This window comes from Klebsiella sp. G-Nf4 (assembly GCF_002810615.1).
In the GTDB taxonomy this organism is placed as follows: Bacteria; Pseudomonadota; Gammaproteobacteria; order Enterobacterales; family Enterobacteriaceae; genus Klebsiella; species Klebsiella variicola.
In genome coordinates, this window is the sequence record NZ_PION01000015.1 from 36,608 (window position 1) to 59,759 (window position 23,152).

General features: G+C 59.3%; 24 protein-coding genes. 12 read left to right on the top strand and 12 right to left on the bottom strand.

Annotation, left to right across the window (positions count from 1 at the left end; translation table 11 throughout):
* Positions 1-40: 40 nt before the first annotated feature.
* Genes CWM57_RS24235 through CWM57_RS24245 form a run of 3 tightly spaced genes read left to right on the top strand, consistent with a single transcriptional unit; the run spans position 41 to position 1,347 of the window.
* Positions 41-310, top strand: a complete 270-nt coding sequence (locus CWM57_RS24235) for a hypothetical protein (RefSeq protein ID WP_002882858.1) — start codon at positions 41-43, stop codon at positions 308-310.
* A 9-nt stretch (positions 311-319) separates the two neighbouring features.
* Positions 320-757, top strand: coding sequence for a PTS sugar transporter subunit IIA (locus tag CWM57_RS24240; protein WP_100676498.1), 438 nt, complete (start codon positions 320-322; stop codon positions 755-757).
* Positions 754-1,347 carry an AAA family ATPase gene (locus CWM57_RS24245; RefSeq protein ID WP_074387455.1) on the top strand — a complete coding sequence of 198 codons (594 nt, stop codon included), beginning with the start codon at positions 754-756 and terminating at the stop codon, positions 1,345-1,347. Before CWM57_RS24240 ends, CWM57_RS24245 begins: the two co-directional genes overlap by 4 nt.
* Here CWM57_RS24245 and CWM57_RS24250 read toward each other — a convergent pair.
* Both CWM57_RS24250 and CWM57_RS24255 read right to left on the bottom strand, forming a co-directional pair.
* Positions 1,344-1,667: an AzlD domain-containing protein gene (locus CWM57_RS24250; RefSeq protein WP_061156253.1), complete on the bottom strand. Its 324-nt coding sequence runs from the start codon at positions 1,665-1,667 to the stop codon at positions 1,344-1,346. The two genes, CWM57_RS24245 and CWM57_RS24250, sit on opposite strands and share 4 nt — an antisense overlap.
* Positions 1,667-2,326: an AzlC family ABC transporter permease gene (locus tag CWM57_RS24255; protein WP_074387454.1), complete on the bottom strand. Its 660-nt coding sequence runs from the start codon at positions 2,324-2,326 to the stop codon at positions 1,667-1,669. Before CWM57_RS24255 ends, CWM57_RS24250 begins: the two co-directional genes overlap by 1 nt.
* Positions 2,327-2,426: 100 nt before the next feature.
* On the opposite strand from CWM57_RS24255, the gene CWM57_RS24260 reads away from it, so the two are divergent.
* From CWM57_RS24260 to CWM57_RS24280, 5 genes are all read left to right on the top strand, one after another.
* The gene (locus tag CWM57_RS24260; RefSeq protein ID WP_002882865.1) at positions 2,427-2,975 is read left to right on the top strand and encodes a helix-turn-helix domain-containing protein; all 549 of its coding nucleotides are present in this window, start codon (positions 2,427-2,429) and stop codon (positions 2,973-2,975) included.
* Positions 2,976-3,066: 91 nt separating this feature from the next.
* Positions 3,067-4,062 carry a substrate-binding domain-containing protein gene (locus CWM57_RS24265; protein WP_100676499.1) on the top strand — a complete coding sequence of 332 codons (996 nt, stop codon included), beginning with the start codon at positions 3,067-3,069 and terminating at the stop codon, positions 4,060-4,062.
* A 114-nt stretch (positions 4,063-4,176) separates the two neighbouring features.
* Positions 4,177-6,300 carry an alpha-galactosidase gene (locus CWM57_RS24270; RefSeq protein WP_100676500.1) on the top strand — a complete coding sequence of 708 codons (2,124 nt, stop codon included), beginning with the start codon at positions 4,177-4,179 and terminating at the stop codon, positions 6,298-6,300.
* 41 nt (positions 6,301-6,341) lie between these two features.
* Complete coding sequence (locus tag CWM57_RS24275) at positions 6,342-7,607, top strand: MFS transporter (protein WP_074387451.1); 1,266 nt, start codon at positions 6,342-6,344, stop codon at positions 7,605-7,607.
* A gap of 51 nt (positions 7,608-7,658) precedes the next feature.
* Positions 7,659-8,252 (top strand): maltose acetyltransferase domain-containing protein, encoded by a 594-nt coding sequence (locus CWM57_RS24280; RefSeq protein ID WP_023296853.1) that lies wholly within the window; start codon positions 7,659-7,661, stop codon positions 8,250-8,252.
* 123 nt (positions 8,253-8,375) lie between these two features.
* Here the strand turns inward: CWM57_RS24280 and rhaM are convergent, their stop codons facing one another.
* The 9 genes from rhaM to rhaB form a co-directional block, all read right to left on the bottom strand.
* The gene (rhaM, locus tag CWM57_RS24285; RefSeq protein WP_002882870.1) at positions 8,376-8,690 is read right to left on the bottom strand and encodes an L-rhamnose mutarotase; all 315 of its coding nucleotides are present in this window, start codon (positions 8,688-8,690) and stop codon (positions 8,376-8,378) included.
* Entirely contained in the window at positions 8,687-9,835 is a 1,149-nt protein-coding gene (fucO, locus tag CWM57_RS24290) for a lactaldehyde reductase (protein ID WP_100676501.1), read from the bottom strand. Before fucO ends, rhaM begins: the two co-directional genes overlap by 4 nt.
* An 89-nt stretch (positions 9,836-9,924) precedes the next feature.
* Positions 9,925-10,929, bottom strand: coding sequence for an ABC transporter permease (locus CWM57_RS24295; protein ID WP_074387448.1), 1,005 nt, complete (start codon positions 10,927-10,929; stop codon positions 9,925-9,927).
* A complete protein-coding gene (locus CWM57_RS24300; protein ID WP_165784255.1) occupies positions 10,926-11,933 on the bottom strand; it encodes an ABC transporter permease in 1,008 nt (335 codons plus the stop codon). The genes CWM57_RS24295 and CWM57_RS24300 overlap by 4 nt, the downstream gene beginning before the upstream one ends.
* Positions 11,930-13,441 (bottom strand): sugar ABC transporter ATP-binding protein, encoded by a 1,512-nt coding sequence (locus tag CWM57_RS24305; protein WP_100676502.1) that lies wholly within the window; start codon positions 13,439-13,441, stop codon positions 11,930-11,932. Before CWM57_RS24305 ends, CWM57_RS24300 begins: the two co-directional genes overlap by 4 nt.
* A 144-nt stretch (positions 13,442-13,585) precedes the next feature.
* Entirely contained in the window at positions 13,586-14,572 is a 987-nt protein-coding gene (rhaS, locus tag CWM57_RS24310; RefSeq protein ID WP_008807884.1) for a rhamnose ABC transporter substrate-binding protein, read from the bottom strand.
* Between the two features lie 81 nt (positions 14,573-14,653).
* Positions 14,654-15,484, bottom strand: a complete 831-nt coding sequence (gene rhaD, locus CWM57_RS24315; RefSeq protein ID WP_100676503.1) for a rhamnulose-1-phosphate aldolase — start codon at positions 15,482-15,484, stop codon at positions 14,654-14,656.
* Between the two features lie 149 nt (positions 15,485-15,633).
* Positions 15,634-16,893 carry an L-rhamnose isomerase gene (gene rhaA / locus CWM57_RS24320; protein ID WP_032741520.1) on the bottom strand — a complete coding sequence of 420 codons (1,260 nt, stop codon included), beginning with the start codon at positions 16,891-16,893 and terminating at the stop codon, positions 15,634-15,636.
* Positions 16,890-18,356, bottom strand: a complete 1,467-nt coding sequence (rhaB, locus tag CWM57_RS24325) for a rhamnulokinase (RefSeq protein ID WP_100676504.1) — start codon at positions 18,354-18,356, stop codon at positions 16,890-16,892. The genes rhaA and rhaB overlap by 4 nt, the downstream gene beginning before the upstream one ends.
* Before the next feature lie 310 nt (positions 18,357-18,666).
* On the opposite strand from rhaB, the gene rhaS (CWM57_RS24335) reads away from it, so the two are divergent.
* A complete protein-coding gene (rhaS, locus tag CWM57_RS24335; RefSeq protein WP_074387445.1) occupies positions 18,667-19,503 on the top strand; it encodes an HTH-type transcriptional activator RhaS in 837 nt (278 codons plus the stop codon).
* Positions 19,504-19,576: 73 nt separating this feature from the next.
* Positions 19,577-20,422 carry an HTH-type transcriptional activator RhaR gene (gene rhaR / locus CWM57_RS24340; protein WP_002882891.1) on the top strand — a complete coding sequence of 282 codons (846 nt, stop codon included), beginning with the start codon at positions 19,577-19,579 and terminating at the stop codon, positions 20,420-20,422.
* A gap of 32 nt (positions 20,423-20,454) precedes the next feature.
* Here the strand turns inward: rhaR and rhaT are convergent, their stop codons facing one another.
* Positions 20,455-21,489, bottom strand: coding sequence for an L-rhamnose/proton symporter RhaT (gene rhaT, locus CWM57_RS24345; protein WP_061156240.1), 1,035 nt, complete (start codon positions 21,487-21,489; stop codon positions 20,455-20,457).
* Positions 21,490-21,777: 288 nt separating this feature from the next.
* Here rhaT and sodA point away from each other — a divergent pair, with 288 nt between their 5' ends.
* Complete coding sequence (sodA, locus tag CWM57_RS24350) at positions 21,778-22,398, top strand: superoxide dismutase [Mn] (RefSeq protein ID WP_004203668.1); 621 nt, start codon at positions 21,778-21,780, stop codon at positions 22,396-22,398.
* A gap of 72 nt (positions 22,399-22,470) precedes the next feature.
* Entirely contained in the window at positions 22,471-23,145 is a 675-nt protein-coding gene (gene yiiM, locus CWM57_RS24355; protein WP_074387444.1) for a 6-hydroxyaminopurine reductase, read from the top strand.
* Positions 23,146-23,152 lie beyond the last annotated feature (7 nt).

The following is a 23,152-nucleotide window of genomic DNA, read 5'->3' on the forward strand; positions in this document are numbered from 1 at the left end:
TCTTTTGTTGCCCTGTCTTCCGCCAGGGAGGGAGCTTGCTATGTTTGAATCATTGAAAACGCTGTGGAAAAAAGAGCAGAACCCGCTGCAGGATTATGATCAACAGTCCCGTCAGCTGGCGGAAGAGATCGCCAGACTGGAAGGCGAATTACAGCGCCAGCCCGATAATAGCGACGTGCAAAAAACATTGATGTTGACTTACAACCGGGCACTATCGGTATATGCCAAAAGTAAGAGCCACCGGCAGGATATCGATGCGCTGTTTCTGCAGATTGATAATTTACGCAATATTATTCGCCGCAATATTTAGGAACAGAGAATGACCATAAAAGAACTGCTTATTGAGGCCGATGCTATTCAGGTTGGCGTAGTGGAGTCCGACTGGCAGCGGGTAATAAAGTTGGCTGCCCGCCCGCTGGAGGCGAAAGGGTTTATTTCGGCGGAATATAGCCAGGCGGTGATCGACAATACCTTGAATCATGGCGCTTATTACGTTTTTGATGAAGGGATTGCCATCCCCCATGCCCGCCCCGAGTGCGGCGTCAGGCGAAACTGCTTTAGCCTGGTGGTGCTGGAAAAGCCCATCCCGTTTGCGGACAGTGAAAAGGCGGATATTGTCATTATGTTTGGCGCCCGGGACAGCAATGCGCATATCGAGGAGGGCATCCGTTCCATCGTCGCGCTGCTGGATAACAATGACACCATGGCCAAACTGCGGACGGCCCGCAACCGGGAGGAGGTCGTCGCATTACTATGAACAGACATCTGACCCCCGGCTGCAAAACGGCCATTTTAATCAACGGCATTCCGGCGTCGGGGAAGAGCACCATCACCCGTTTGCTGGCGGAGACCTTTAGCCTGCCGGTGTTGACGATCGACGGCATCAAAGAGCCGTTTATGGCGCGCCTGGCCCCCGTCGACCGGCCACTGAATCGCGAGCTGGGCTGTGCGGCGTATGAGGTGATCTGGTCGATTGTCGGCGCGTCGCCTGCCAGTATGGTCTGGTTGATCGACGCCTGGTTCGGTTTTCAGCCCCGTGAAACTTTGCAGCAACTGTTACAGCTGGCGGGCGTGGAGCAGGTGCTTGAGATCTGGAACCATATCTCCCCGGAGATGGCCGTCGAGCGCTATGCCTCGCGGCTGGCGATGCGGCCGCCGGGCCACCCCGGAGAAGAGTATCTGCCGGAGCTGGCCCAGCTGGCCGGGCGTGCGCAGCCCATGGCGTTAGGGCCCGTACTGACGATAGACCAGCGGTACCCGCTGGAGATAAAACCGGTTATTCACTGGCTTGAAGGCGCGATCGCTGGAAAGCACGCCGGTTTGGCGGATTACGCTTACCCGTCCTAGGACATACCCGCCAGACGCAGCAGCGCCGTCACCACGGCGGCGGCGATAATCACGCCGATCAGCGGGACCTTGCGCCAGGCGAGGAACACGGCGAAAGCAACGCCCAGAACGCGCGCCATGCCGGCGAAATGCGCGCCTTCATAGAAGGTGGTGGCCAGGGCGACGGAAAAAAGCAGCACCGTCGCCGCATCGGAAAGCAGCGCCTGCGAGCGCTCGGAAAACGCCAGCCGATTGCCGAGCTTCGCGCCGCCGAGACGCATCAGATAGGTTCCCAGCGACAGGATGGCGATACCGGCGATAAACAGCGTCATATTGCCCATTATTTTTTCCTCGACAGTAAACCAAACAGCGAAAGCAACACCGGCAGCCCGGTGGGCACAAACGGTACGGCGGCAAGCGCCAGTGCGGCGCCGCTGGCGGCGCGGATCAGCGTAGTGCGGTTTTTAAAGGCCGGGATCACCAGCGCCAGCAGGATCGCCGGGAAGACCGCGTCAAGCCCGATGGTTTCCGGCGCCGGCAGCAGTTTTCCGACGGCCGCGCCGGTTAGCGTGCCGAGGGGCCAGATTAGCGCGACGCCGGCGCCGCACAGCCAGTAGGCCGCTTTGCGCTGCGCGGGGGTGGGCTGTGACAAGCCAAAGACCACGCTCTCGTCGTTCATAATGTGGCACCCGATAAAGCTTAAGGCGCGCCGACCAACCAGTTCGCGTACGGTCACCCCGAACGGGATATGGCGCGCGTTGACTAACAGGCCGGCGGCGGCGGCGGCCAGTGGGCTACCGCCGCTGGCGACAATGCCGATAAACATAAACTCAGAGGCGCCCGCCAGCACGGACACCGAGAGCAAGAGCGGCACCCATAAGGGGAAGCCGTAAGCCACCGCCAGTGACCCATAGGACATGCCCACCACCCCGACGGCAAGGCAGACCAAAGCGATCGCTTTTATCGTGTCTCCGCTGAGACTGGAGAGAGTTTGTTTCATATCACTTAGCCATATCGAACGAATTTCCATTATAATGAACACATAATGATCGCTTTTCAAGGCGAACGAATCGTTCGATATAAAAAACAAAGGGGCGGGTATGACACAGCCAATCAGCGTTATTGCCAAAAGCCTGGTGCGGGAGCGGGCGCGGACCGGTCTCTCGCTGGCGGAAGTCGCGCGTCGGGCGGGTATTGCAAAATCCACGCTATCGCAACTGGAGTCAGGCAACGGCAATCCGAGTCTGGAAACGCTGTGGTCGCTCTGTGTGGCGCTGGATATCCCGTTTGCCCGCCTGCTTGAGCCGCAGGTGAACAAAACGCAGGTGATCCGCCGCGGAGAGGGGACAAAAGTGGTGGCGGAGCAGGCGAACTATCAGGCCATTTTGCTGGCCGCTTGTCCACCCGGCGCGCGTCGGGACATCTATTTACTGTTAACCCAGCCCGGCGCCGATCGTATTTCGCATCCGCATCCGCCAGGCTCGGTGGAACATATTATCGTTACCCAGGGGCGGGCGCGGGTAGGGCTGACGTCGGCGCCGGAAGAACTGGGCGAGGGTGACTATATCTGCTACCCGGCGGATCAGGAGCATGTTTTTCAGGCGCTGGAGCCGGATACGCAGGCCCTGCTGATCGCTGAGCAAAACTGACATCGCGTCGGCTAGCCGTCGCGCTCTTGCTGGACGCCATGCCCGTATTGCGGGACACTAGCCGCATTCTTCCACGAAGACAAGCATACCTATGTCGCTGAAAGTCATTGCTAAAGAACTTGGGATCTCGGTCACGACCGTCAGCCGCGCGTTGAACGGCTATGATGATGTGTCACAGGAGACCCGCGCCCGGGTTGAGGCTGAAGCGCAGCGCCGGGGCTATCGTCCCAACACTTTCGCCCGCCGTCTGAAAATGGGCACCATTGATGCCGTTGGTCTTGTCTTTCCTGTCCGCCCCGCGCCGCTCAACAATAACGTTTTTCTCGAGATGGTCGGGGAGATCAGCCATGAGCTGGCGCGCCATGACATTGATTTGTTGCTGATCGCCGATGATGAACAGGCGGATAAACATGGCTATATGCGCATGGTGCAGGGCCGTCGCGTTGACGCTTTAATCGTGGCCCATACCCTGGATGACGATCCGCGGTTGGCGCAGCTGCAGGCCTCTGGCTTTCCGTTTCTGGCGCTCGGTCGTAGCCGCCTGGCACAGCCCTACGCCTGGTTTGATTTCGATAACTATGCCGGCACCTGCCGCGCCACCCGCCATCTGATTCAACAGGGCCACCAGCGTATCGCTCTGCTGGGTGAGAACAACAATCAGGCGTTTATTTCGCAACGGCGTAACGGCTACCTTGATGCCCTGCGCGAGGCTGGGTTATCCGATGGATGGCTGCGTAGCGTGCCGGCGACGCGCCGCGGCGGCTATCAGGCCACGCTGGAGCTGCTGCGTCTGCCGGAGCCGCCTACCGCGATTATCACAGACTGCAACACCCATGGCGATGGCGCCGCCATGGCGCTCGCCCATCTGGGCCGTTTAACCGGCGACAACCGCATCGCCCTGGTGGTGTATGACGGACTGCCGCAGGACAGCATCATAGAGACCGATGTCGCCGCGGTGATCCAGTCCACGCGCCAGGGCGTGGGGCGGCAGATTGCCGATATGGTGCGCCGCTTAATCGCCGGGGAAGATCTCGCCACGCTGCAGGTACTATGGCAGCCGGAATTTTTCCCGGGTGAAACTGCCTGACCTGACCCTTTTTCATCCGTAATTCTGAAGCCGATCACGGATCCGAAACGTTTTGGTTGGCATCCGAAACGTTTCGGATCAACAGTAAGACATTCCTTGTTATGGAGATGTCTGATGTCTGATTCGCTGATACACCTGCAAAGCGCCGGTGCCGATGTTGTCATTAAAACTCGCCCTTTCGCCGAAATTGTCTACTGGGGGCCGCATTTAAGCCACTTTTCGCCGCAGGATGCCGACAGCCTGACGCGCCCGGTCGCCAACGGCAGACTGGATGTCGATTCGCCAGTGACCTTAATGGCGGAGCTGGGCCATGGCCTGTTTGGCGCGCCGGGCATTGAAGGCCATCGTCTGGGGCTGGATGCCTCTCCGCTGTTCACCACCAGCGAAGTGCGGCACGAGGGCCAGACGCTGACCCTGGTCAGCGAAGATCCGCAGGCCGGCCTGCGTCTGCACAGCGAGATCGCGCTGGATGCCAGCGGCGTGCTGAGCGTGCGCCATGGCGTGACCAATCTGCGCGCCAGCCCATGGCAGGTGGATCGCCTGGCGGTCACATTGCCGGTCGCCGAACGCGCTCGCGAGGTGATGGCTTTCCATGGCCGCTGGATCCGCGAGTTTCAGCCTCACCGCCTGACGCTGGAGCACGACAGCTTTGTGCTGGAGAACCGCCGCGGGCGCACCTCTCACGAACATTTCCCGGCCCTGATCACCGGCAGCCGCGCCTTTAGCGAGATGCAGGGTGAAGTCTGGGGCGTACATCTGGCCTGGAGCGGTAACCATCGCCTGCGGGCAGAGGTGAAAACCGATGGCCGCCGCTATCTGCAGGCCGAGGCGCTCTATCTGCCGGGTGAAATGGCGCTGGCGGAAGGGGAAACCTTGTGGACGCCGTACCTGTATGCCAGCTACTCGGCGAACGGGCTGAACGGTATGAGCCAGCAGTTCCATCGTTATCTGCGCGAACGGATTATTCGCTTCCCGGGCAACAAGCCGCGCCCGGTGCATCTCAACACCTGGGAAGGGATCTATTTCGACCACGACCCGGACTACATCATGCGTATGGCGGATGAAGCGGCGGCCCTGGGCGTCGAGCGCTTTATTATCGATGACGGCTGGTTTAAAGGTCGCCATGACGACTGGGCGGCGCTTGGGGACTGGTATCTCGATGAGAAAAAATACCCCCACGGCCTGACGCCGGTTATCGATCATGTGAAATCGCTGGGGATGGAATTCGGTATCTGGGTGGAGCCGGAAATGATTAACCCGGATTCCGATCTGTACCGGGCGCACCCGGACTGGGTGCTGGCGCTGCCGGGCTATACCCCGCTGACCGGCCGCCATCAGTTTGTCCTGAACCTCAACATTCCGGAAGCGTTTGATTATCTGCTGGAGCGAATGAGCTGGCTGCTGGGCGAGCATGCGGTGGACTACGTGAAGTGGGATATGAACCGCGAGCTGGTGCAGCCTGGGCATCAGGGACGCGCCGCCGCGGACGCGCAAACGCGCCAGTTCTACCGCCTGCTGGATACGCTGGTGGCCCGTTTCCCGCACATTGAATTTGAATCCTGCTCCTCCGGGGGCGGACGGATCGATTATGAAGTCCTCAAGCGCAGCCATCGCTTCTGGGCATCTGACAACAATGACGCCCTTGAGCGCAACACTATCCAGCGCGGCATGAGCTACTTCTTCCCGCCGGAGGTGATGGGCGCGCATATTGGCAATCGCCACTGTCATGCCACCTTCCGCCAGCACAGTATCGCCTTCCGCGGCCTGACGGCGCTGTTTGGTCATATGGGACTTGAGCTGGATCCGGTGAGCGCTGATGAAGAAGAGCGCGCCGGATACCGGAAATATGCGGCCTTACATAAACAGTGGCGCGACGTGATCCATCACGGCGTGCAGTGGCGGATGGATATGCCGGACGCTACCACCCTTGCCCATGGCGTCATCAGCCCGGATAAAGCGCAGGCGATTTTCCTCGTCAGCCAGCTGGCGATGCCGGACTACACCCTGATGGCGCCGCTGCGCCTGGCGGGGCTGGAGGCGAACGCCCGCTATCAGGTGACGCTCCTCGATCATCCGAACATTCAGATCACCGGCGAGGGTGGCCACACCATGCGGAAGCTGCCGGCATGGATGACGACTCCGCAGACGGTGAGCGGTGAGTGGCTACAGCAGGCGGGGCTGGCGCTGCCCATCCTCGACCCGGAAAGCGCCATTCTGATTGGCCTGCAACGCGTGTGATGGTATCGGGCCGCGTCGCGGCCCTTCTTGAGGAAAATATAATGAACCCGACCGTCTGTACCCACAAAAACAACCCCAACTTCTGGATTTTCGGGCTGTTCTTCTTTCTCTACTTCTTCATCATGGCCACCTGCTTTCCGTTTCTGCCGATCTGGCTGTCGGACGTCATCGGCCTGAATAAAACCGAAACCGGCCTCGTTTTCTCCAGCCTGTCGCTGTTCGCCATCTGTTTCCAGCCGGTCCTCGGGGTGATCTCTGACAAGCTGGGGCTGAAAAAACACCTGATGTGGATCGTGACCGTTCTGCTGGTGCTGATTGCTCCCTTCTTCCTCTATGTTTTCGCTCCGCTGCTGAAGACCAACATCTGGCTCGGGGCGCTGAGCGGCGGCGCCTATATCGGCTTTGTATTCTCCGCAGGCGCCGGCGCGATGGAGGCCTATATCGAACGGGTAAGCCGCAACAGCGGGTTTGAATACGGCAAGGCGCGCACCTTTGGCTGTCTGGGATGGGCGCTGTGCGCGACCACCGCCGGAATGCTGTTCAGCATTAATCCCGAATGGGTGTTCTGGATGGGGTCGGCCGCCGCGCTGCTGTTGGTGGTGTTGGTGGCCATCGCCAAACCGCAGGCCAGTCAGTCCGCGCAGGTGATGGATTCGCTCGGCGCCAATCGCCCGGCGATCGATTTAAAAACGGCGGTGCGCATGTTCCGCCAGCGTAAGATGTGGATGTTTATTCTGTATGTCATCGGCGTGGCCTGTGTGTATGACGTCTTCGATCAGCAGTTCGCCACCTTCTTTAAATCGTTCTTCGCGACCCCGGAAGCGGGCACCCGCGCCTTTGGTTTCGCCACCACCGCGGGAGAAATATGTAACGCCATCATTATGTTCAGCTCGCCGTGGATTATTAACCGTATCGGGGCGAAGAATACCCTGCTGATCGCCGGGATGGTGATGGCGGCAAGGATGATTGGCTCTTCCTTCGCCACCACCGCCGCGGAAGTGGTGGCGTTGAAAATGCTCCATGCGCTGGAGGTGCCGTTCCTGCTGGTGGGCGCCTTTAAATACATTACCGGCGTGTTTGATATCCGGCTGTCGGCGACGATTTATCTGGTGGGATTCCAGTTCGCCAAGCAGGTGGCGGCGATCTTCCTCTCTGCCTTCGCCGGCAATATGTATGATCGGATCGGCTTCCAGGAGACCTATATGATCCTCGGCGGTATTGCCCTGACGGTCACCTTAATCTCCGCGTTTACGTTAGCGGGTAAGGCGAAAACCGAGCCGCTTCGGGATAATGCGATGACTGTTTAATTATCAACATTCCGTGGCACAGGGAGATGCCTGACAGAGAAGGAAGATGTCATGATGGATATGAAAAAACGTATGAACAGCGGCGAGCTTTACCTGGATGCAGGATATGGCTTGCCGGAGCAGCGACTGATGGGTAAAGCGCGGGCCTATGAATATAATCATTCGCATCCGTTTAATCAGGAATTGCGCAACGATATTATTCAGCGCATGTTCGCTAAAGTCGGCGAACAATGCTGGATAGAACCGCCGATCAATATTGCCTATGGGATCCATACGACGATTGGTGACAATTTTTACGCCAATTTTAACCTCACGTTGGTCGACGATGCGGACATTATCATCGGCAATAACGTCATGTTTGCACCAAATGTCACCATCTCCACCGCCGGGCATCCCATCCACCCCGCGCTGCGCCATACGCATCAACAATTTTCTTTACCGGTGGTGATTGAAGATGGGGTCTGGTTAGGCACGGGGGTGATTATTAATCCAGGGGTAACGATTGGTGAGAATTCGGTCATTGGCGCGGGCAGTGTGGTGAATCGTTCCATACCGGCGAATGTGGTTGCCGCAGGCGTACCTTGCCGGGTATTAAGAGAAATTACCGATGCGGATAAAGACAAATACGCTCTTTTCCCCGGATGATGGGCGATAGAGACAGGGTGGCATGAGGGATCGTGTTATCTGTTTTGCATCGCCGCCGTTGAACCGGCCTCCAGCCCGGATGGGGTGGAGGCCGGGGAAGGTACTACCCGGCATCGCGGTGTTTCACGCCAGATAAAACACTTCTTTGAGCTCCGCGCTCAGCGGGCTGTTATCCGGGTTGCTGGGCATCACCTCGCGCATGTATTTCCACCAGCGCTGGCACACTTCCGTGCTGGCGACCGCCTCCCAGCGGGCTTCCGACTCAATCTCCACCGTCGCGAACAGTAGATGGCGTTCTTTATCGAGATAAATGGCGTAATGGTGCGCGCCGTGGTCCTTCAGCACTGCCTCCAGCTCCGGCCAGATGGGGTTATGGCGGCGCTGGTACTCCTCGTGCGCGTCGGGGTTCACCTGCATGACGAAGGCTTTACGGATCATAATGCCTCCAGATAGAGCTCGCGAACCTCATCGCGGCTGGCGGGGCGCGGGTTACACGGCGCGCACGGATCGGCCAGCGCTTTATCCAGCCAGCCTTCGATATCGGCTTTGCTGACGCCAAGCTGGCTGAAACCCTGGGGGATCCCTACGCGTTTGCTCAGCGTGCGGATGGCATTGATGGCCTCCATGCTGGCAGCTTCATTGCTCATGCCGCGGGTATCGACGCCCATCGCCTGCGCCACGCGGGCGAAGCGCGCCACCGCGTTCGGACGGTTAAAGTTTTCGATAATCGGCAGCAGGATGGCGTTGCACACTCCGTGTGGCAGGTTGTGGGTAGCGCCAGGCTGATGGGCCAGGGCGTGTACCAGCCCGAGGCCGGCGCTGTTGAACGCCATGCCCGCCAGATACTGGCCAAAGGCCATCTGCTCGCGGGCCTGCAGATCGTGTCCATCCTCTACCGCTTTTGGCAGCCACAGGTTGATCAGGCGAATGGCCTCGAGGGCGTTGGCGTCGGTCAGCGGATGGGCGCCAACGGAGACAAAGGCCTCGATGGCGTGGGTCAGGGCGTCCATGCCGGTGGCGGCGGTAACGGCTGGCGGGATGTCGAGCATCACGCTGGCGTCATCGACGGCGATATCCGGGATCAGGTTGGGGTCGATAATCACCTCTTTTACCTGCCGCTCGCTATCGATAATCACTGCGTTGCTGGTCATCTCCGCCGCCGTGCCGGCGGTGGTGTTGATGGCCACCAGCGGCACGCCAGCGTTTTTCACTTTGCCGACGCCGGAGTAGGCTGTGGAGGGGCCAGGGTTGGCGGTGAGGATTTTTATCGCCTTGGCGGTATCAATCGGGCTGCCGCCGCCGAAGGCGATCAGGTAATCGCAGTGTGCCGCCTGGTACGCCGCGTAGCCTTGCTGCACCAGCGCTTCGGTGGGGTTGGGAAACACGTCGTCAAACAGCTGGTAAGCCATCTGCTGTTCATCCAGCGCGGAAAACAGGCTGTCCAGCAGGCCCAGCTTCACCAGCTGGCCGTCGGTGACGATCAGCGCTTTGCCCCACTGTTTACCGGCTACCAGCTTGACCATATCACCGATAGCGCCTGCCCCGTGGAGGCTGATTTTTGGTAATGCCAACATAAAACTCATGATAATTCTCCTTAATGTTGATTTTGGGAAATCCGTTTCCCCTCACCCCGCTCTTCTCCCTTGGGGAGAGGGCCAGGGTGAGGGGGAAATTAACATCGTCTTCGCTGCATCATCCGCCGGGTAATAATCGGCAGGGAGATCACCACGATCAGCATGGCGCCGATAATTACCGACATCACGATACCGGGGACGTTTAGCAGGCTCAGGCCGAAGGTCACCAGCCCCATCAGAAAGGCGGCAATGATCACCCCGGGCATGCTGCCGGAGCCGCCGAGAATATTGACGCCGCCGAGCACCGCCATGGTGACAACCGCCAGCTCCCAGCCCATCGCCAGGGTAGGGCGGGTACTACCGAGCCGTGAGGTCAGCAGGACCGCCGCCAGCCCGGCCATCAGCCCGACCAGCGCGAACAGCACCAGGTTATGACGCTTAACATTGATCCCGGAGAACCAGGCGCCAGTCGGGTTATTGCCGATGGCGTAGGTCCGGCGGCCAAAGTTGGTTTTATGCAGCAGGAAGGTGAAGGCGGCGGCGAGGAGGATAAACAGCGCAAACTCAAAAGAGAGCGCCCCCCATACGTACCCCTGGCCGAACCAGGCAAAGCTCTCCGGGTAGTGGTTGAGCGCCTGATCGCCCAGCAGGATATAGGTGATGCCGCGATACAGGCTCATAGTGCCGATGGTGATCACAATGGACGACAGGTTAAAGCGAGTCACCAGCAAGCCGTTGAACAGGCCGCACAGCAGCCCTACGCCCAGGCCGATGATCACCAGCAGCGGCGTATCCATCCCCGCCGCCGCGCAGAAGCCCATCACCGTTGAGCTGAGCGCCATCGTCGAGGCCACCGACAGATCGATTTCCCGGGCGATAATCAGCATCGCCATCGGCAGGACGACGATCGCCTTCTCGGTAAAGGTAAAGGTTGCGTCCGACAGGTTCCAGATATTGAGGAAGTACGGGGAAGCCATCGCGTTGCCGATAAATACCGCCAGGGTGACCGCCAGTAAAAACCCTTCCCAGCACAGCAGGCGGCGCAGCGGCGACGGCGCGACCGGAGTGTTTTTCATCTCTTCAGATACCATCATCTTGCTCATGATTTCACCGCCTGTTTCTGCCGGGCTAACGCCGCGTTGCGCAGGATTAACCGCCCGTGACTGCGATTGCCGCGCTCGTTGAGCAGCACCGCCATGACGATCACCGCCCCGGAAATCGCCATTTGCCAGAAGGGCGAGATGCCGATCACCGGCAGGGCGTTATTGATGACCCCGAGGAACAGCGCGCCGCACAGGCAGCCCAGCACCCGTCCGCTTCCGCCCATGGTGCTGATACCGCCGATCACGCAGGCCGCTACCACCTGTAGCTCAAAGCCGTTCGCCACGTCGACATAGGCGACAGCGAAGCGCGAGATCCAGAGATAGCCGCAGAAGCCGGCCAGCGCGCCGGAGAGGCAGAAGCTGACGAACTGCATTTTTCCGGCGTTAATGCCGGTGTAGTACGCCGCCGTCGCGTTGCCGCCTGCGGTGTACAAGGCCCGGCCAGTGCGGCTGTAGCGCAGGAAATAACCCACCAGCAGCAGCGCGGCGATGGCGCACCAGCTCAGCAGCGGCAGCCCCAGGAGCGTGCTGCGCGGCAGACTGAGAAAATCAGCGCTCATCTGATGTGAGTTAACCCAGCCGCCGTCAGTCAGCAGGAAGATAATGCCGCGATAAATGCTCATGGTGCCCAGGGTCACCACGATGGCGGGAATGCCGAGGCGCCAGACCAGCAGGCCGTTAATCATCCCCATCAGCAGGCCCAGCAGAGTTGCCAGCGCCAGCAGCGCGACCACCGGAATACCCGGATAGTGGGCGTTAAGCAGGGCGACGATCATCCCGGTCAGCGCCAGGTTGGCGGCCATCGACAGATCGATGCCTTTGGTGAGCAACACCATCATCTGGCCGAGGGCGAGGATGATAAGGATGGCGGTATCGTTAAACATCTCCACCAGATTGCCCGGTGAAATGAACGACGGCGCCCGGCTGCCGATGGCGCCGATCATCAAAATGATGACCACCGCCAGCAGCGCTTCGCGATGTTTAAGCCATGCGTGTCCCATCATGCCGCCTCCTGGCCGATGCCGCTGGCGGCGCTAACGATAGTTTCCGCTGTCGCTTCACCGGCCTGGTATTCGGCGACCATCAGCCCTTCGTGCATCACGATAATCCGGTCGGCCATGCCCATCACTTCCGGCAGCTCTGACGACACCATAATCACCGCCAGTCCCTGGCTGACCAGCTCGGACATAAACTGATGCACGGCGGCTTTTGAGCCGATATCGATGCCTTTGGTCGGCTCATCGAGGATGATCACCTCGGGCTGGGTCGCCAGCCATTTGCCGATCACCACTTTCTGCTGGTTGCCGCCGGAGAGGGTCTCCACCGGCTGCCGCCAGCTGAAGGCTTTAACCTGCAGGCGCGAGGCATACTCGTCCGCCAGCCGCCATTCCCGGGCGTCGTTCAGGACGCCGTTAGGATTGAGCTTGCTGAGCTGCGGCAGACTGATGTTCTGGGCGATGGGCAGGGCGATGATCGCCCCCTGTTTCTGCCGCTCTTCCGGCACGCAGACGATGCCTGCGCGGATGGCGTCGGCGGGCTGGCGAAAGCGCATGGGGCTGCCGTTCAGGCGGATCTCGCCGGAGGAGGGACGCGAGACACCGGAGAGCGCCTGCATCAGCTCGGTGCGTCCGGCGCCCACCAGGCCGTAAAAGCCGAGAATCTCTCCCTTGCGCAGGCGGAAGCTGATATGAGCAAACTCGGTAGGATGACAGAGATCAGTCACCTCCAGCACCGTTGCTCCGGGCGTGCAGTCGACTTTCGGGTAGGTTTGGGTGATCGCCCGGCCCACCATCATCGACACCATCCGCTCTTCGGTGATGTCGCTTATCGCCCCGGAGCTGACGTACACCCCATCACGCAGGATGGTGTAATAATCGGCCAGCTCGAAAATTTCATCGAACTTATGCGAGATAAACAGGATCGCTTTGCCGTCCTGCTTCAGACGCTCGACGATGTGATAAAACTCCAGGATTTCATGCTGGGAGAGGGCGGCGGTCGGCTCATCGAGGATCACCACCTGGGCGTCGAAAGCCAGCGCCCGGGCAATCGCCACCATGTGCCGCTGGGCGATGCTGAGGGTTTTCAGCGTGGCCCGCGGGTCGATCTGGACTTCCAGCCGGGCGAGGATCTCGCTGGCTCTGCGGTGCATCGCTGGCCAGTCGAGTGTTTTTAACAGTCCCTTATACAGATACTGGCCGACGAAAATATTTTCACTGACCGAGAGTTCGTCAAACAGCACGGTTTCCTGGTGAATGGCGGTGATCCCTACCTTATGCGCCGACTCCGGCGTTGGCAGATGAATAGGGATCGCTTTATAGAGGATCTCGCCCTCTTCGGGCTGATAAATACCGGTCATCACTTTGACCAGTGTGGATTTCCCCGCGCCGTTTTCGCCGATTAAGGCGGTCACTTTGCCGGGCCAGAGATCAAGCTGCACGTTCTCAAGGGCGCGCACACCGGGAAAAATCTTGGTGATCCCCTTCAGCGACAGCAGTGGCGTTGATGCTGACATGATAGTTCTCCGTAAAATTCCCCTCACCCTAACCCTCTCCCCAGAGGGGCGAGGGAACGGTCCGGTGTCCGCTGGCGGCCTCGTGCAGAGGACCAGCCTTTCCCCCTCTCCCTCCGGGAGAGGGCCGGGGTGAGGGAATAAGGGTTAGAAAATTTTCGAGAACTTATCGATGTTGCTCGCATCGTAGACAAACGGCTCTGCCATCGCGCCATTCCCCTCAGCATCCAGCTTCACTTTGCCCAGCTTGCCCATACTGGCTTCGGTTTTGGTCGCCGTGCCTTTGACTAAATCGTCGGCCAGATAGGTGGCGGCGTAGCCCAGGTCAATCGGGTTCCAGATGGCGAAGCTTTTGCTGGCGCCGGACTTGATGGCGCCGGCCATTTCCGACGGCAGCCCCAGCCCGGTGACATAGACTTTGCCGATTTTGCCCTGATCCTTCACCGCCTGTGCGGCGGCAACAATGCCCACCGATGACGGCGAAACAATGACTTTCAGGTCCGGATATGATTTCAGCAGGCCCACCGCTTCGCGGTAGCTTTTATCCGACAGATCGTCACCGTAGGCGACAGTGACCAGCTGCACGGACGGATACTGCGGCAGCACCTTTTTCATCTCCTCAATCCAGATGTTCTGGTTAGTGGAGGTTGGGGTGGCGCTTAACACGGCCACTTCGCCTTTCTCAACGTTCAGCGCCTTCAGCGCATCGGCGGCGAGCTTGACGTTGGTTTCGCCAATTAAGGCGTTATTCGAGGGGTTAAGATGGATCTGGCGGCCTGCCGGCGCCACGCCGGAGTCCCACGAGACCACCTTGATGCCGCGCTGCATCGCTTTTTTCAGCACCGGCACCACCGCGTCCGGATCGTTGGCAGAAATGGCGATCGCATCCACCCCCTGGGCGATCAACCCGTTCAGCACGTCGATCTGCGCTTCGGCGGTGGTAGTGGTCGGGCCGGTGTAGATCACTTTGACATCACCTAACTCTTTGGCTGCCTGTTGGGCGCCAACGTTGGCGGCTTCGAAGAAGCCATTTCCCAGCGATTTCGCCACAAGGGCGATTTTAACTTCTGCTAAGGCGGAACCGGACAACGCCAGGGCGGCAACGGTGAGGATCAAGCTTGTCTTTGTTTTCATTGCTTTTACTCCACATGAGTTAGTTTTGTAGGGTTTGCAGGTGATGTTTCGCCCCGTCTCGGTGAGCGGGGCGCGATGTTGTTATGGATAAAGATCTAAAGCGGACTGCAGCGGCTGCACATTGAAGCGTTTGCCAAGGGCGATAAGCTCTTCGCGGGTGATGGTCTGCTTCATCCCGCCCATGGACAAGACTTTCACCAGCACTTCGGCGGACTTCTCGGCGGTGTCGATCAGGCCGAAGGTCTCATCCAGCGTGGGGCCGCTGCCGAAGACGCCGTGGAACGGCCACAGCACCAGCGAGTGCTTTTGCATGGTTTCGGCGGTCGCCTGGCCGATTTCATCGGTGCCCGGCACCATCCACGGCAGAATGCCGACGCCGTCCGGGAAGACCACCAGACATTCGGTGCTACCTTCCCACAGCTTGCGGGTGAACAGATCGCTGTGGTTCTCCAGAACATAGGTCAGGGCGATCAGGTTGGTGGCATGGCAGTGCATGATCACCCGGTCTTTGCCGCCGGTCAGTTTGATGCGCTCGCTGTGCGACAGGAAGTGTGCCGGCAGCTCGGAGGTCGGTACGGCATCCTCGGTGAGGCCCCACAGGATATGGTATCCCGCGCCATCGCTGTCGACCTTTACCACGCCGAGGTTAGCGGCCGGGGCGAGCTGGACGTTACGGAAGAATTTGCCGGAGCCGGTGACGATAAATGGCTGGTTGGCCAGGGTTGGCATCGGCTGGCTGAGGGCGATATAACGCGGTTTGGCGTGGAAATCCGCCGCGTAAGGTTCGATATCCGCTTCATCCAGACGCAGCGTCAGGTTGCCGCCGTTGCGTTCGTCCCAGCCTTTCAGCCAGGCGTCGGAGGTGGCTTTGATCATGCCCTGGACGAACCAGGCGTCGATAATGGTCTGCATAGTCTTGTCTTTCCTGTTGATTCGGTGCGGGGTTGACCCCCTCACCCTAAATATGTGCGTGCCCCCGGATTGCGCCGTAAGCGGCTTATCCGGGCTACCGGTTCGTAGCCCGGGTAAGGCGTCAGCCGCGACACGGGGAAGCCCGTGCATTACCCGCGCTGGCTCAGAACCGCATTCTCATAAGCCCGCACGTTGTCCAGCCACTGACTGCCCGCCGGCGTGTCATGACGCTGACAGTACATCTCCCAGATGGCCTGCCATGGCAGCGATTTTTGCTCTTCGAGCAGCGCCAGGCGGGCGGTGTAATCGCCGTCGTTCTCCAGCTGACGAAGCTGAGCGGTCGGTTCCAGCAGGGCACGCAGCAGCGCTTTTTTCATATTGCGGGTACCAATCACCCAGGCCGCGATGCGGTTGATGGAGGCATCGAAGAAGTCGAGCCCGATGTGCACGCGGTCAAACAGGTTATGGCGAATGATTTCGCTGGCGATGGCCTGGGTCTCATCATCCAGCAGCACCACGTGGTCGCTGTCCCAGCGCACCGGGCGGCTGACGTGCAGCAGCAGGCGCGGGATGTAGAGCATGGCGGCAGAGATTTTGTCGGAGATCACTTCCGTCGGGTGGAAGTGGCCGGCATCCAGGCACAGCGCGGTCTGGCGACTGGTGGCGTAGCCCATATAGAACTCGTTGGAGCCGACGGTGTAGCTTTCGGCGCCGATGCCGAACAGCTTGCTCTCCACGGCGTCGATGTGATGCGCCGGATCGAATTTCTCGCTGATCACCTCATCAAGGGCATTCAGCAACCGCTGGCGCGGTGCGAAGCGGTCAACGGTAATATCTTTCATGCCGTCCGGCACCCAGATATTCATTACCGAGGGGGTACCCAGCTGTTCGCCAAAATAAGCGGATACGCGACGGCTGGCTTTGCAGTGGTCGATCCAGAACTGGCGGATCTCATCGTTGGCATGCGACAGGGTAAAGCCGTCGGCGCTCAGCGGATGCGAGAAGCAGGAGGGGTTGAAATCCAGACCCAGTTTGTTGGCTTTCGCCCACGTAACCCAGTTTTTAAAGTGCTCCGGCTTAATCTCATTGCGCGCTACCGGCGCGTCGGATTCCAGGTAAATAGCATGCAGGTTGAGACGCTTTGGTCCCGGGATCAGGCTCAGCGCCTGCTCAAGGTCGGCGCGTAGCTCTTCCGCATTGCGCGCTTTGCCCGGGTAGTTGCCGGTCGCCTGGATGCCGCCGGTCAGGCTTCCCGCCGGGTTTTCGAAACCGGCGACGTCGTCACCCTGCCAGCAGTGCATGGAGACGGGCAGACGGTCCAGCTGGCGCAGGGCCTCCTCGACATCCACGCCGACGGCGGCGTAGCGCTGCTTAGCAATTTCCCAGGCTTGTTCAAGTTGAGTGGTCATGCGCAAAGCTCCTTGGTCTGTTGTGGCTGAAACTGCGCCACGAAACGGGCAATTTCACTATCAGGATTGGGGGTAAAAGCGGTGAGCGCCGCGTTGTCGCGCACCACTTGACGAAACTCATCGACATTGGCCAGCTCGTCGAGGGTCATTAACTGGATGCCGATATTGCCGAGGGTGGAGGCTTCTATCGGGCCGGCCACGACGGCGATCCCGCAGGCGTCAGCGCACAGCTGGTTGAGCAGCGCGTTCTGGCAGCCGCCGCCGACGATATGCAACTGGCTGAAGGGCTGGCCGCGCAGCGCCGCCAGCTCGTTAAGCACCCGGGCGTAGAGCAGCGCCAGGCTGTCGAAAATGCAGCGCGCCAGCTCGGCATCGCTTTCAGGAACCGGCTGCCCGGCATCGCGACAGGCTGCCTGGATCTCGGCGCTCATACTGGCCGGATTGATAAAGCGATCATCGTTGCAGTCAATCATGAAGCGGCACGCCGGTAGCGCGGCGGTGCGGGCGATCAGCCCCTGCAGGTCGCTGACGTTTTGTTCTTTCAGCACCCGCTGCAGCAGCCACAGGCCCATGATATTTTTCAGCACCCGATAGCGGCCTTCGGCTCCGCCTTCGTTGGTGATATTGGCCTGCAGCGCCGCGTCGCAGGTGTATGGGGTCAGGCTTTCAAACCCCATCAGCGACCAGGTGCCGGAGGAGAGATAGGCGGCATGGCGGTCGGCCAGCGGGGAGGCGATCACCGCGCTGGCGGTGTCGTGGCTGGCGACCGCGACCACCGGAATACGGTTGCCCTGCGGGCAGATCCAGTGACCAATCACATTGCCGGGGTGGGTCGGCTTTCCGAACCACGCCAACGGCGCGCCGGTCCAGTTCAGCAGCGTCTCATCCCAACTATCGCTATTGATGTTAACCAGCTGGGTGGTCGTGGCGTTGGTATATTCCCAGTTCAGATTGCCGGTCAGGCGGAAGCTGAAATAGTCGGGGATCAGCAGGGCATGCGCGGCCTGACTGACCAGCTCCGGCTGCTGCTCCACCAGGGCGCGCAGCTGGTAAAGGGTGTTAAACGGCAGAAATTGAATGCCGCTGCGGCGATAGATCTCCGCCCGGCCCAGCTGTTCTTCAGCGTGACGTAGCAGGCCCTGGGTGCGGTCGTCACGATAGGAGATCGGCAGTCCGACGCGCTGGCCCTGCTTATCCAGCAGGACATAATCCACCCCCCAGGTATCGATGCCGATACTGTCGATCAGGATGTCCTGCTCACACACTTTCTCCAGCCCGCGACGGATCTCGCCCTCCAGGCTATCCACATCCCAGCAGTCGAAGCCATCCACCTTCTGCAGGCTGTTGGTGAAGCGGTGCATTTCGCGCAGCGTCAGGGCGCGCGGCCCGGACTGATAGCTGGCGAGCATCACCCGCCCGCTGGAGGCGCCTAAATCGACGGCGACACAATGACGAATACTCATGGAAAGACCCTTCTTAAAATCATTGTCCGCAGTCTAAAAAAGGCCGCTTACTGACACCTTCTCGCTACGGACAGCTAAAACTGGCCGCTGGCAAGAAAGCAAAGGTGACCGTGAGGGAAATCACAATTTGCGGTTTTAGGGGGTGGCGAGGGGGATGTGATGGCGTCCGCAGTTCCGTATCTTTCCGGCTGATTCTTGAAAAAGCGGCAGGATTTACGAATTTCGCGGTCAAAAATTGAAGGCCGGATAGCCAACCCTTCATTACTATCAGCCGGTGACTGATAATTTTTCTCATTACGAGGGTGGCATCATGACCATATTGCACAGTACGGATTTCTTTAAGGCCGGGATCTCGACGGTGGCTATTGAACCCCGCCTCCCTCAGTCGGCCTTTCCGGAACATCACCATGATTTCCATGAAATTGTCGTCGTGGAGCAGGGCACGGGTATTCACGTCTTCAATGGCCAGCCCTATACCATCGGTGGCGGCTCAGTCTGCTTTATCCGCGATCATGACCGGCATCTTTACGAGCATACGGACAATCTGTGTCTGACCAATGTGCTCTATCGCGCGCCGGATGCGTTTCGTTTTCTCGCCGGGGTCAACCAGCTGCTGCCCCAGGAGCAGGAGGGGAACTACCCGTCGCACTGGCGGGTGAACCAGACGGTCCTGCAGCAGGTTCGGCATATCGTGGCGCAGATGGAGGCCATGGGGAGCGAAACGGATACCCATGCCGTCGCCAGCCGTGAGATCCTGTTTATGCAGCTGCTGGTGCTGTTACGTAAAAGCAGTCTTGCGGAAGAGGCCACCAACAATGATGCGCGGCTGAATCAGCTGCTGGCCTGGCTGGAAGATCATTTTGCCCAGGAGATCTGCTGGGAGGAGGTGGCGGCGCAGTTTTCGCTGTCGCTGCGTACCCTGCACCGCCAGCTGAAGCAGCAGACTGGCCTGACGCCGCAGCGCTATCTTAATCGGGTGCGCCTGATGAAGGCCCGGCACCTGCTGCGCCACAGCGATGAAAGCGTGACTGATATCGCTTTTCGCTGCGGCTTCGGCGACAGTAACCACTTTTCGACGCTTTTTCGCCGCGAATTTGACTGGTCGCCGCGCGATATCCGCCAGGGCCGCGACGCCATTCTTCAGTAACGCGAGAAGAGTCAACGTATTGCGGGCTAAAAACGCGAATAATGCGCCGTTATCCGCGTTTGGAGTGTGAGCCGTGGCCGGTCTGATTCTACGTAAAGAGGAGTTTTTCCCTTCCGCCACGCAGGCAGTGGCGGTGGCCGACCGCTACCCGCAAAACGTTTTTGCCGAGCATACCCACGAGTTCTGCGAGCTGGTGCTGGTGTGGCGCGGCAACGGACTGCACGTCCTTAACGATCGCCCCTGGCGCATTACCCGCGGCGATCTGTTCTATATTCGCGCCGAAGATAAACACTCCTATGCTTCGGTCAATGATTTAGTCCTGCAGAACATCATCTATTGCCCGGAGCGGCTGCAACTTAATTTTGACTGGGCGGGAGCGATCCCTGGCCTCTTTGGCACGCCGTGGAAGCCCCACTGGCGCATGGGCAGCACAGGTATGGCGCAGGCGCGCCAGGTGATTAGCCAGCTTGAGCATGAGTGCGCCCGGCGCGACGCGCAGGGAAATGCGATGGCCGAACTGCTGTTTGCCCAGCTGGCGCTGACGTTGCAGCGCCATCGCTACGCGACGGATGATCCCGCGGCGACGCAGCGCGAAGCGCTGCTGGACAAACTGCTGGCCGCGCTGGCGGCCAGCCTCAGCCGCCCCTTTGTTCTGGAGCGTTTCTGCGAGCAGGAGGGCGGCAGCGAGCGGGCGCTACGCCAGCAGTTTCGCCAGCAAACCGGGATGACCATCAATCACTATTTACGCCAGCTGCGGATCTGCCATGCGCAGTACCTGCTGCAGCATACCGAGCGCTTAATCGGCGATATCGCCATGCAGTGCGGCTTTGAGGACAGTAACTACTTTTCGGTGGTTTTTAGCCGGGAAATCGGTATGTCACCGGGGCAATGGCGGCAGCGCAGTCGCGCCGCCGCCTGAAAACCGTCGTTGTCTGGCTGATGAGCCGGTGGTTAACTGGCCATCCCCAGACCGACGATATTGGCGGCGATGATGATCACCACGCAGCCGAGGCTCAGGACGCTCACCGGACGACGGCCGGCGTTGTTCCACTCCTTCAGCACCAGACCCACCAGACCGCCACACAGCACGTAGAAACTCATGTGCAGCATCCAGCTCATATAGTCATACTGCGCCGGAATGCTGGCATGGCCCCAGGCATAGAAGAAGAACTGGAGATACCACATCAGGCCGCCGAGGGCGGAGAGCAACAGGTTGCTGATGATGAGCGGTTTAGCCAGCGAAAAATCGGCTTTGACGGACAGACTCTTCACTTTCGCCAGACGAATAAAGCAGAAGCCGAGATTGACCAGCGCCCCGCCGCCCATAATGACTACGTAGCTTGGCAGCGCTGCGTACAGCGGGTCGACGCCGAGCGCCGCGGCAGCGTCATGCATCGGTTTGGCGGCGTTCATCGCGAACGACATCCCTGCGGAGAAGATGCCGCACATCACCGCCAGCAGAAGCCCTTTCTTCAGATTGAACTCTTCGGCTTTGATGCCCATTTTGCGCTCTTTCAGCTGGCCCGCGCGGGTGACGATGCCGACGCCAACCACCGCCACCAGCACGCCAAGCAGCGTCATTTGACCGCCCTGGGTGTGCATCAGCACCGAAAACTGACCATTAATAATCGGCGTCATCAGCGTGCCGACAATCAGCGTGATGCCAATGGCGATGCCTATTCCCATCGACATGCCGAGATAGCGCATGGTCAGGCCATAGTTGATATTACCGATACCCCACATGGCGCCGAACAGGAAGACCGGCAGCAGCGTGGAGGCGCTAAAAGAGCGGTAGTAGGCCCAGAAATCGGGTAACAGCGTGGCGCTGATGGCCCAGGGCAGGATCAGCCAGGAGACGATCCCCCCAACCGACCACATGGTTTCCCACGACCAGTGTTTTACTTTTTTGAACGGGGCATAGAAACAGGCGGCACTGGCGGCCCCTATCAAATGCCAAAAAATACCCATCGTAATCGCGTGGTTCATTGATTTTATCCTCATCTTTTTTATCGGAGACGGCGGCTTCCGATGTGATGAGTGTAAAAATTAGCCGCTTTGGCCGCCTTCAAGCCGTTGCCACAGGATGGCGAACCCTGGCAACCATGGGCTTAATTAGTTGTTCTACATCACAAAATGGCGGGTATTTCTTCTGGTTATATCCATATGAAAAATACGGCATTGATAAGCATTTTCAATACCATTTAATTAACTATAATGGACAAACTGCTTACGCGGCGTTAACACTTGAGCCGCTCGACAATAATGGAGATGATTATGAGCTATACCCTGCCATCCCTGCCGTACGCTTACGATGCTCTGGAACCGCACTTCGACAAGCAGACGATGGAGATCCATCACACTAAACACCATCAGACCTACGTGAACAATGCTAACGCCGCGCTGGAAAGCCTGCCGGAGTTCGCTAACCTGTCCGCTGAAGAGCTGATCACCAAGCTGGATCAACTGCCGGCTGACAAAAAAACCGTACTGCGTAACAACGCGGGCGGCCACGCTAACCACAGCCTGTTCTGGAAAGGCCTGAAAACCGGCACCACCCTGCAGGGCGACCTGAAAGCGGCTATCGAGCGCGATTTCGGCTCTGTAGACAATTTCAAAGCGGAATTCGAAAAAGCCGCTGCGACCCGTTTCGGCTCCGGCTGGGCGTGGCTGGTACTGAAAGGTGACAAACTGGCCGTTGTCTCCACCGCCAACCAGGATTCCCCGCTGATGGGCGAAGCCATTTCCGGCGCTTCCGGCTTCCCGATCCTGGGTCTGGATGTGTGGGAACACGCTTACTACCTGAAATTCCAGAACCGTCGCCCGGACTACATCAAAGCCTTCTGGGACGTAGTGAACTGGGACGAAGCTGCAGCGCGTTTTGCCGCTAAAAAATAAGGTTGCATTGCGCTAAGAGAGAAGCGAGTCTGATGACTCGCTTTTTTTATATCTGTAGCAAGGAGAGCAGCCATGCATTATCCGGTGAATGTCTTTGTCGGCAAAATCAGGGACTACGCGGGCAGTCGCCCCAGCGCGATCGGCAAAATCCAGGTTGATGGCGAATTGCAGCTCGGCGATCTCGGCCTCGATGGGGACGAGCAGGCGGAGAAGAAAATTCACGGCGGGCCGGACCGCGCGCTGTGCCACTATCCGCGCGAACACTATGCCGACTGGATCCGTGAATTCCCCCAGCAGGCCGAGCGCTTCTGCGCGCCGGCGTTCGGCGAAAACCTCTCCACCACCGGGCTCACCGAGCAAAATGTTTATATCGGCGATATCTTTCGCTGGGGCGAGGCGCTGATCCAGGTCACCCAGCCGCGATCGCCGTGCTTCAAGCTCAATTTTCATTTTGCGATCGGCGATATGGCGCAGCTGGTGCAAAACAGCGGGAAGACCGGCTGGTTGTATCGGGTGATTGCCGGGGGGCAAGTCTCCAGCGATGCGCCGCTCGAGCTGGTTTCCCGGCTGAGCGATGTTAGTGTTCATGAGGCCGGGGCGATTGCCTGGCAGATGCCGTTTGATGATGATCAGTACCACCGCTTATTGTCGGCTGCGGGCCTGTCGGTGAGCTGGAGCCGAACGATGCAGAAGCGGCGTTTAAGCGGCAAGATCGAGGATAATTCGCGGAGATTATGGGGGAAATAATTCCCCC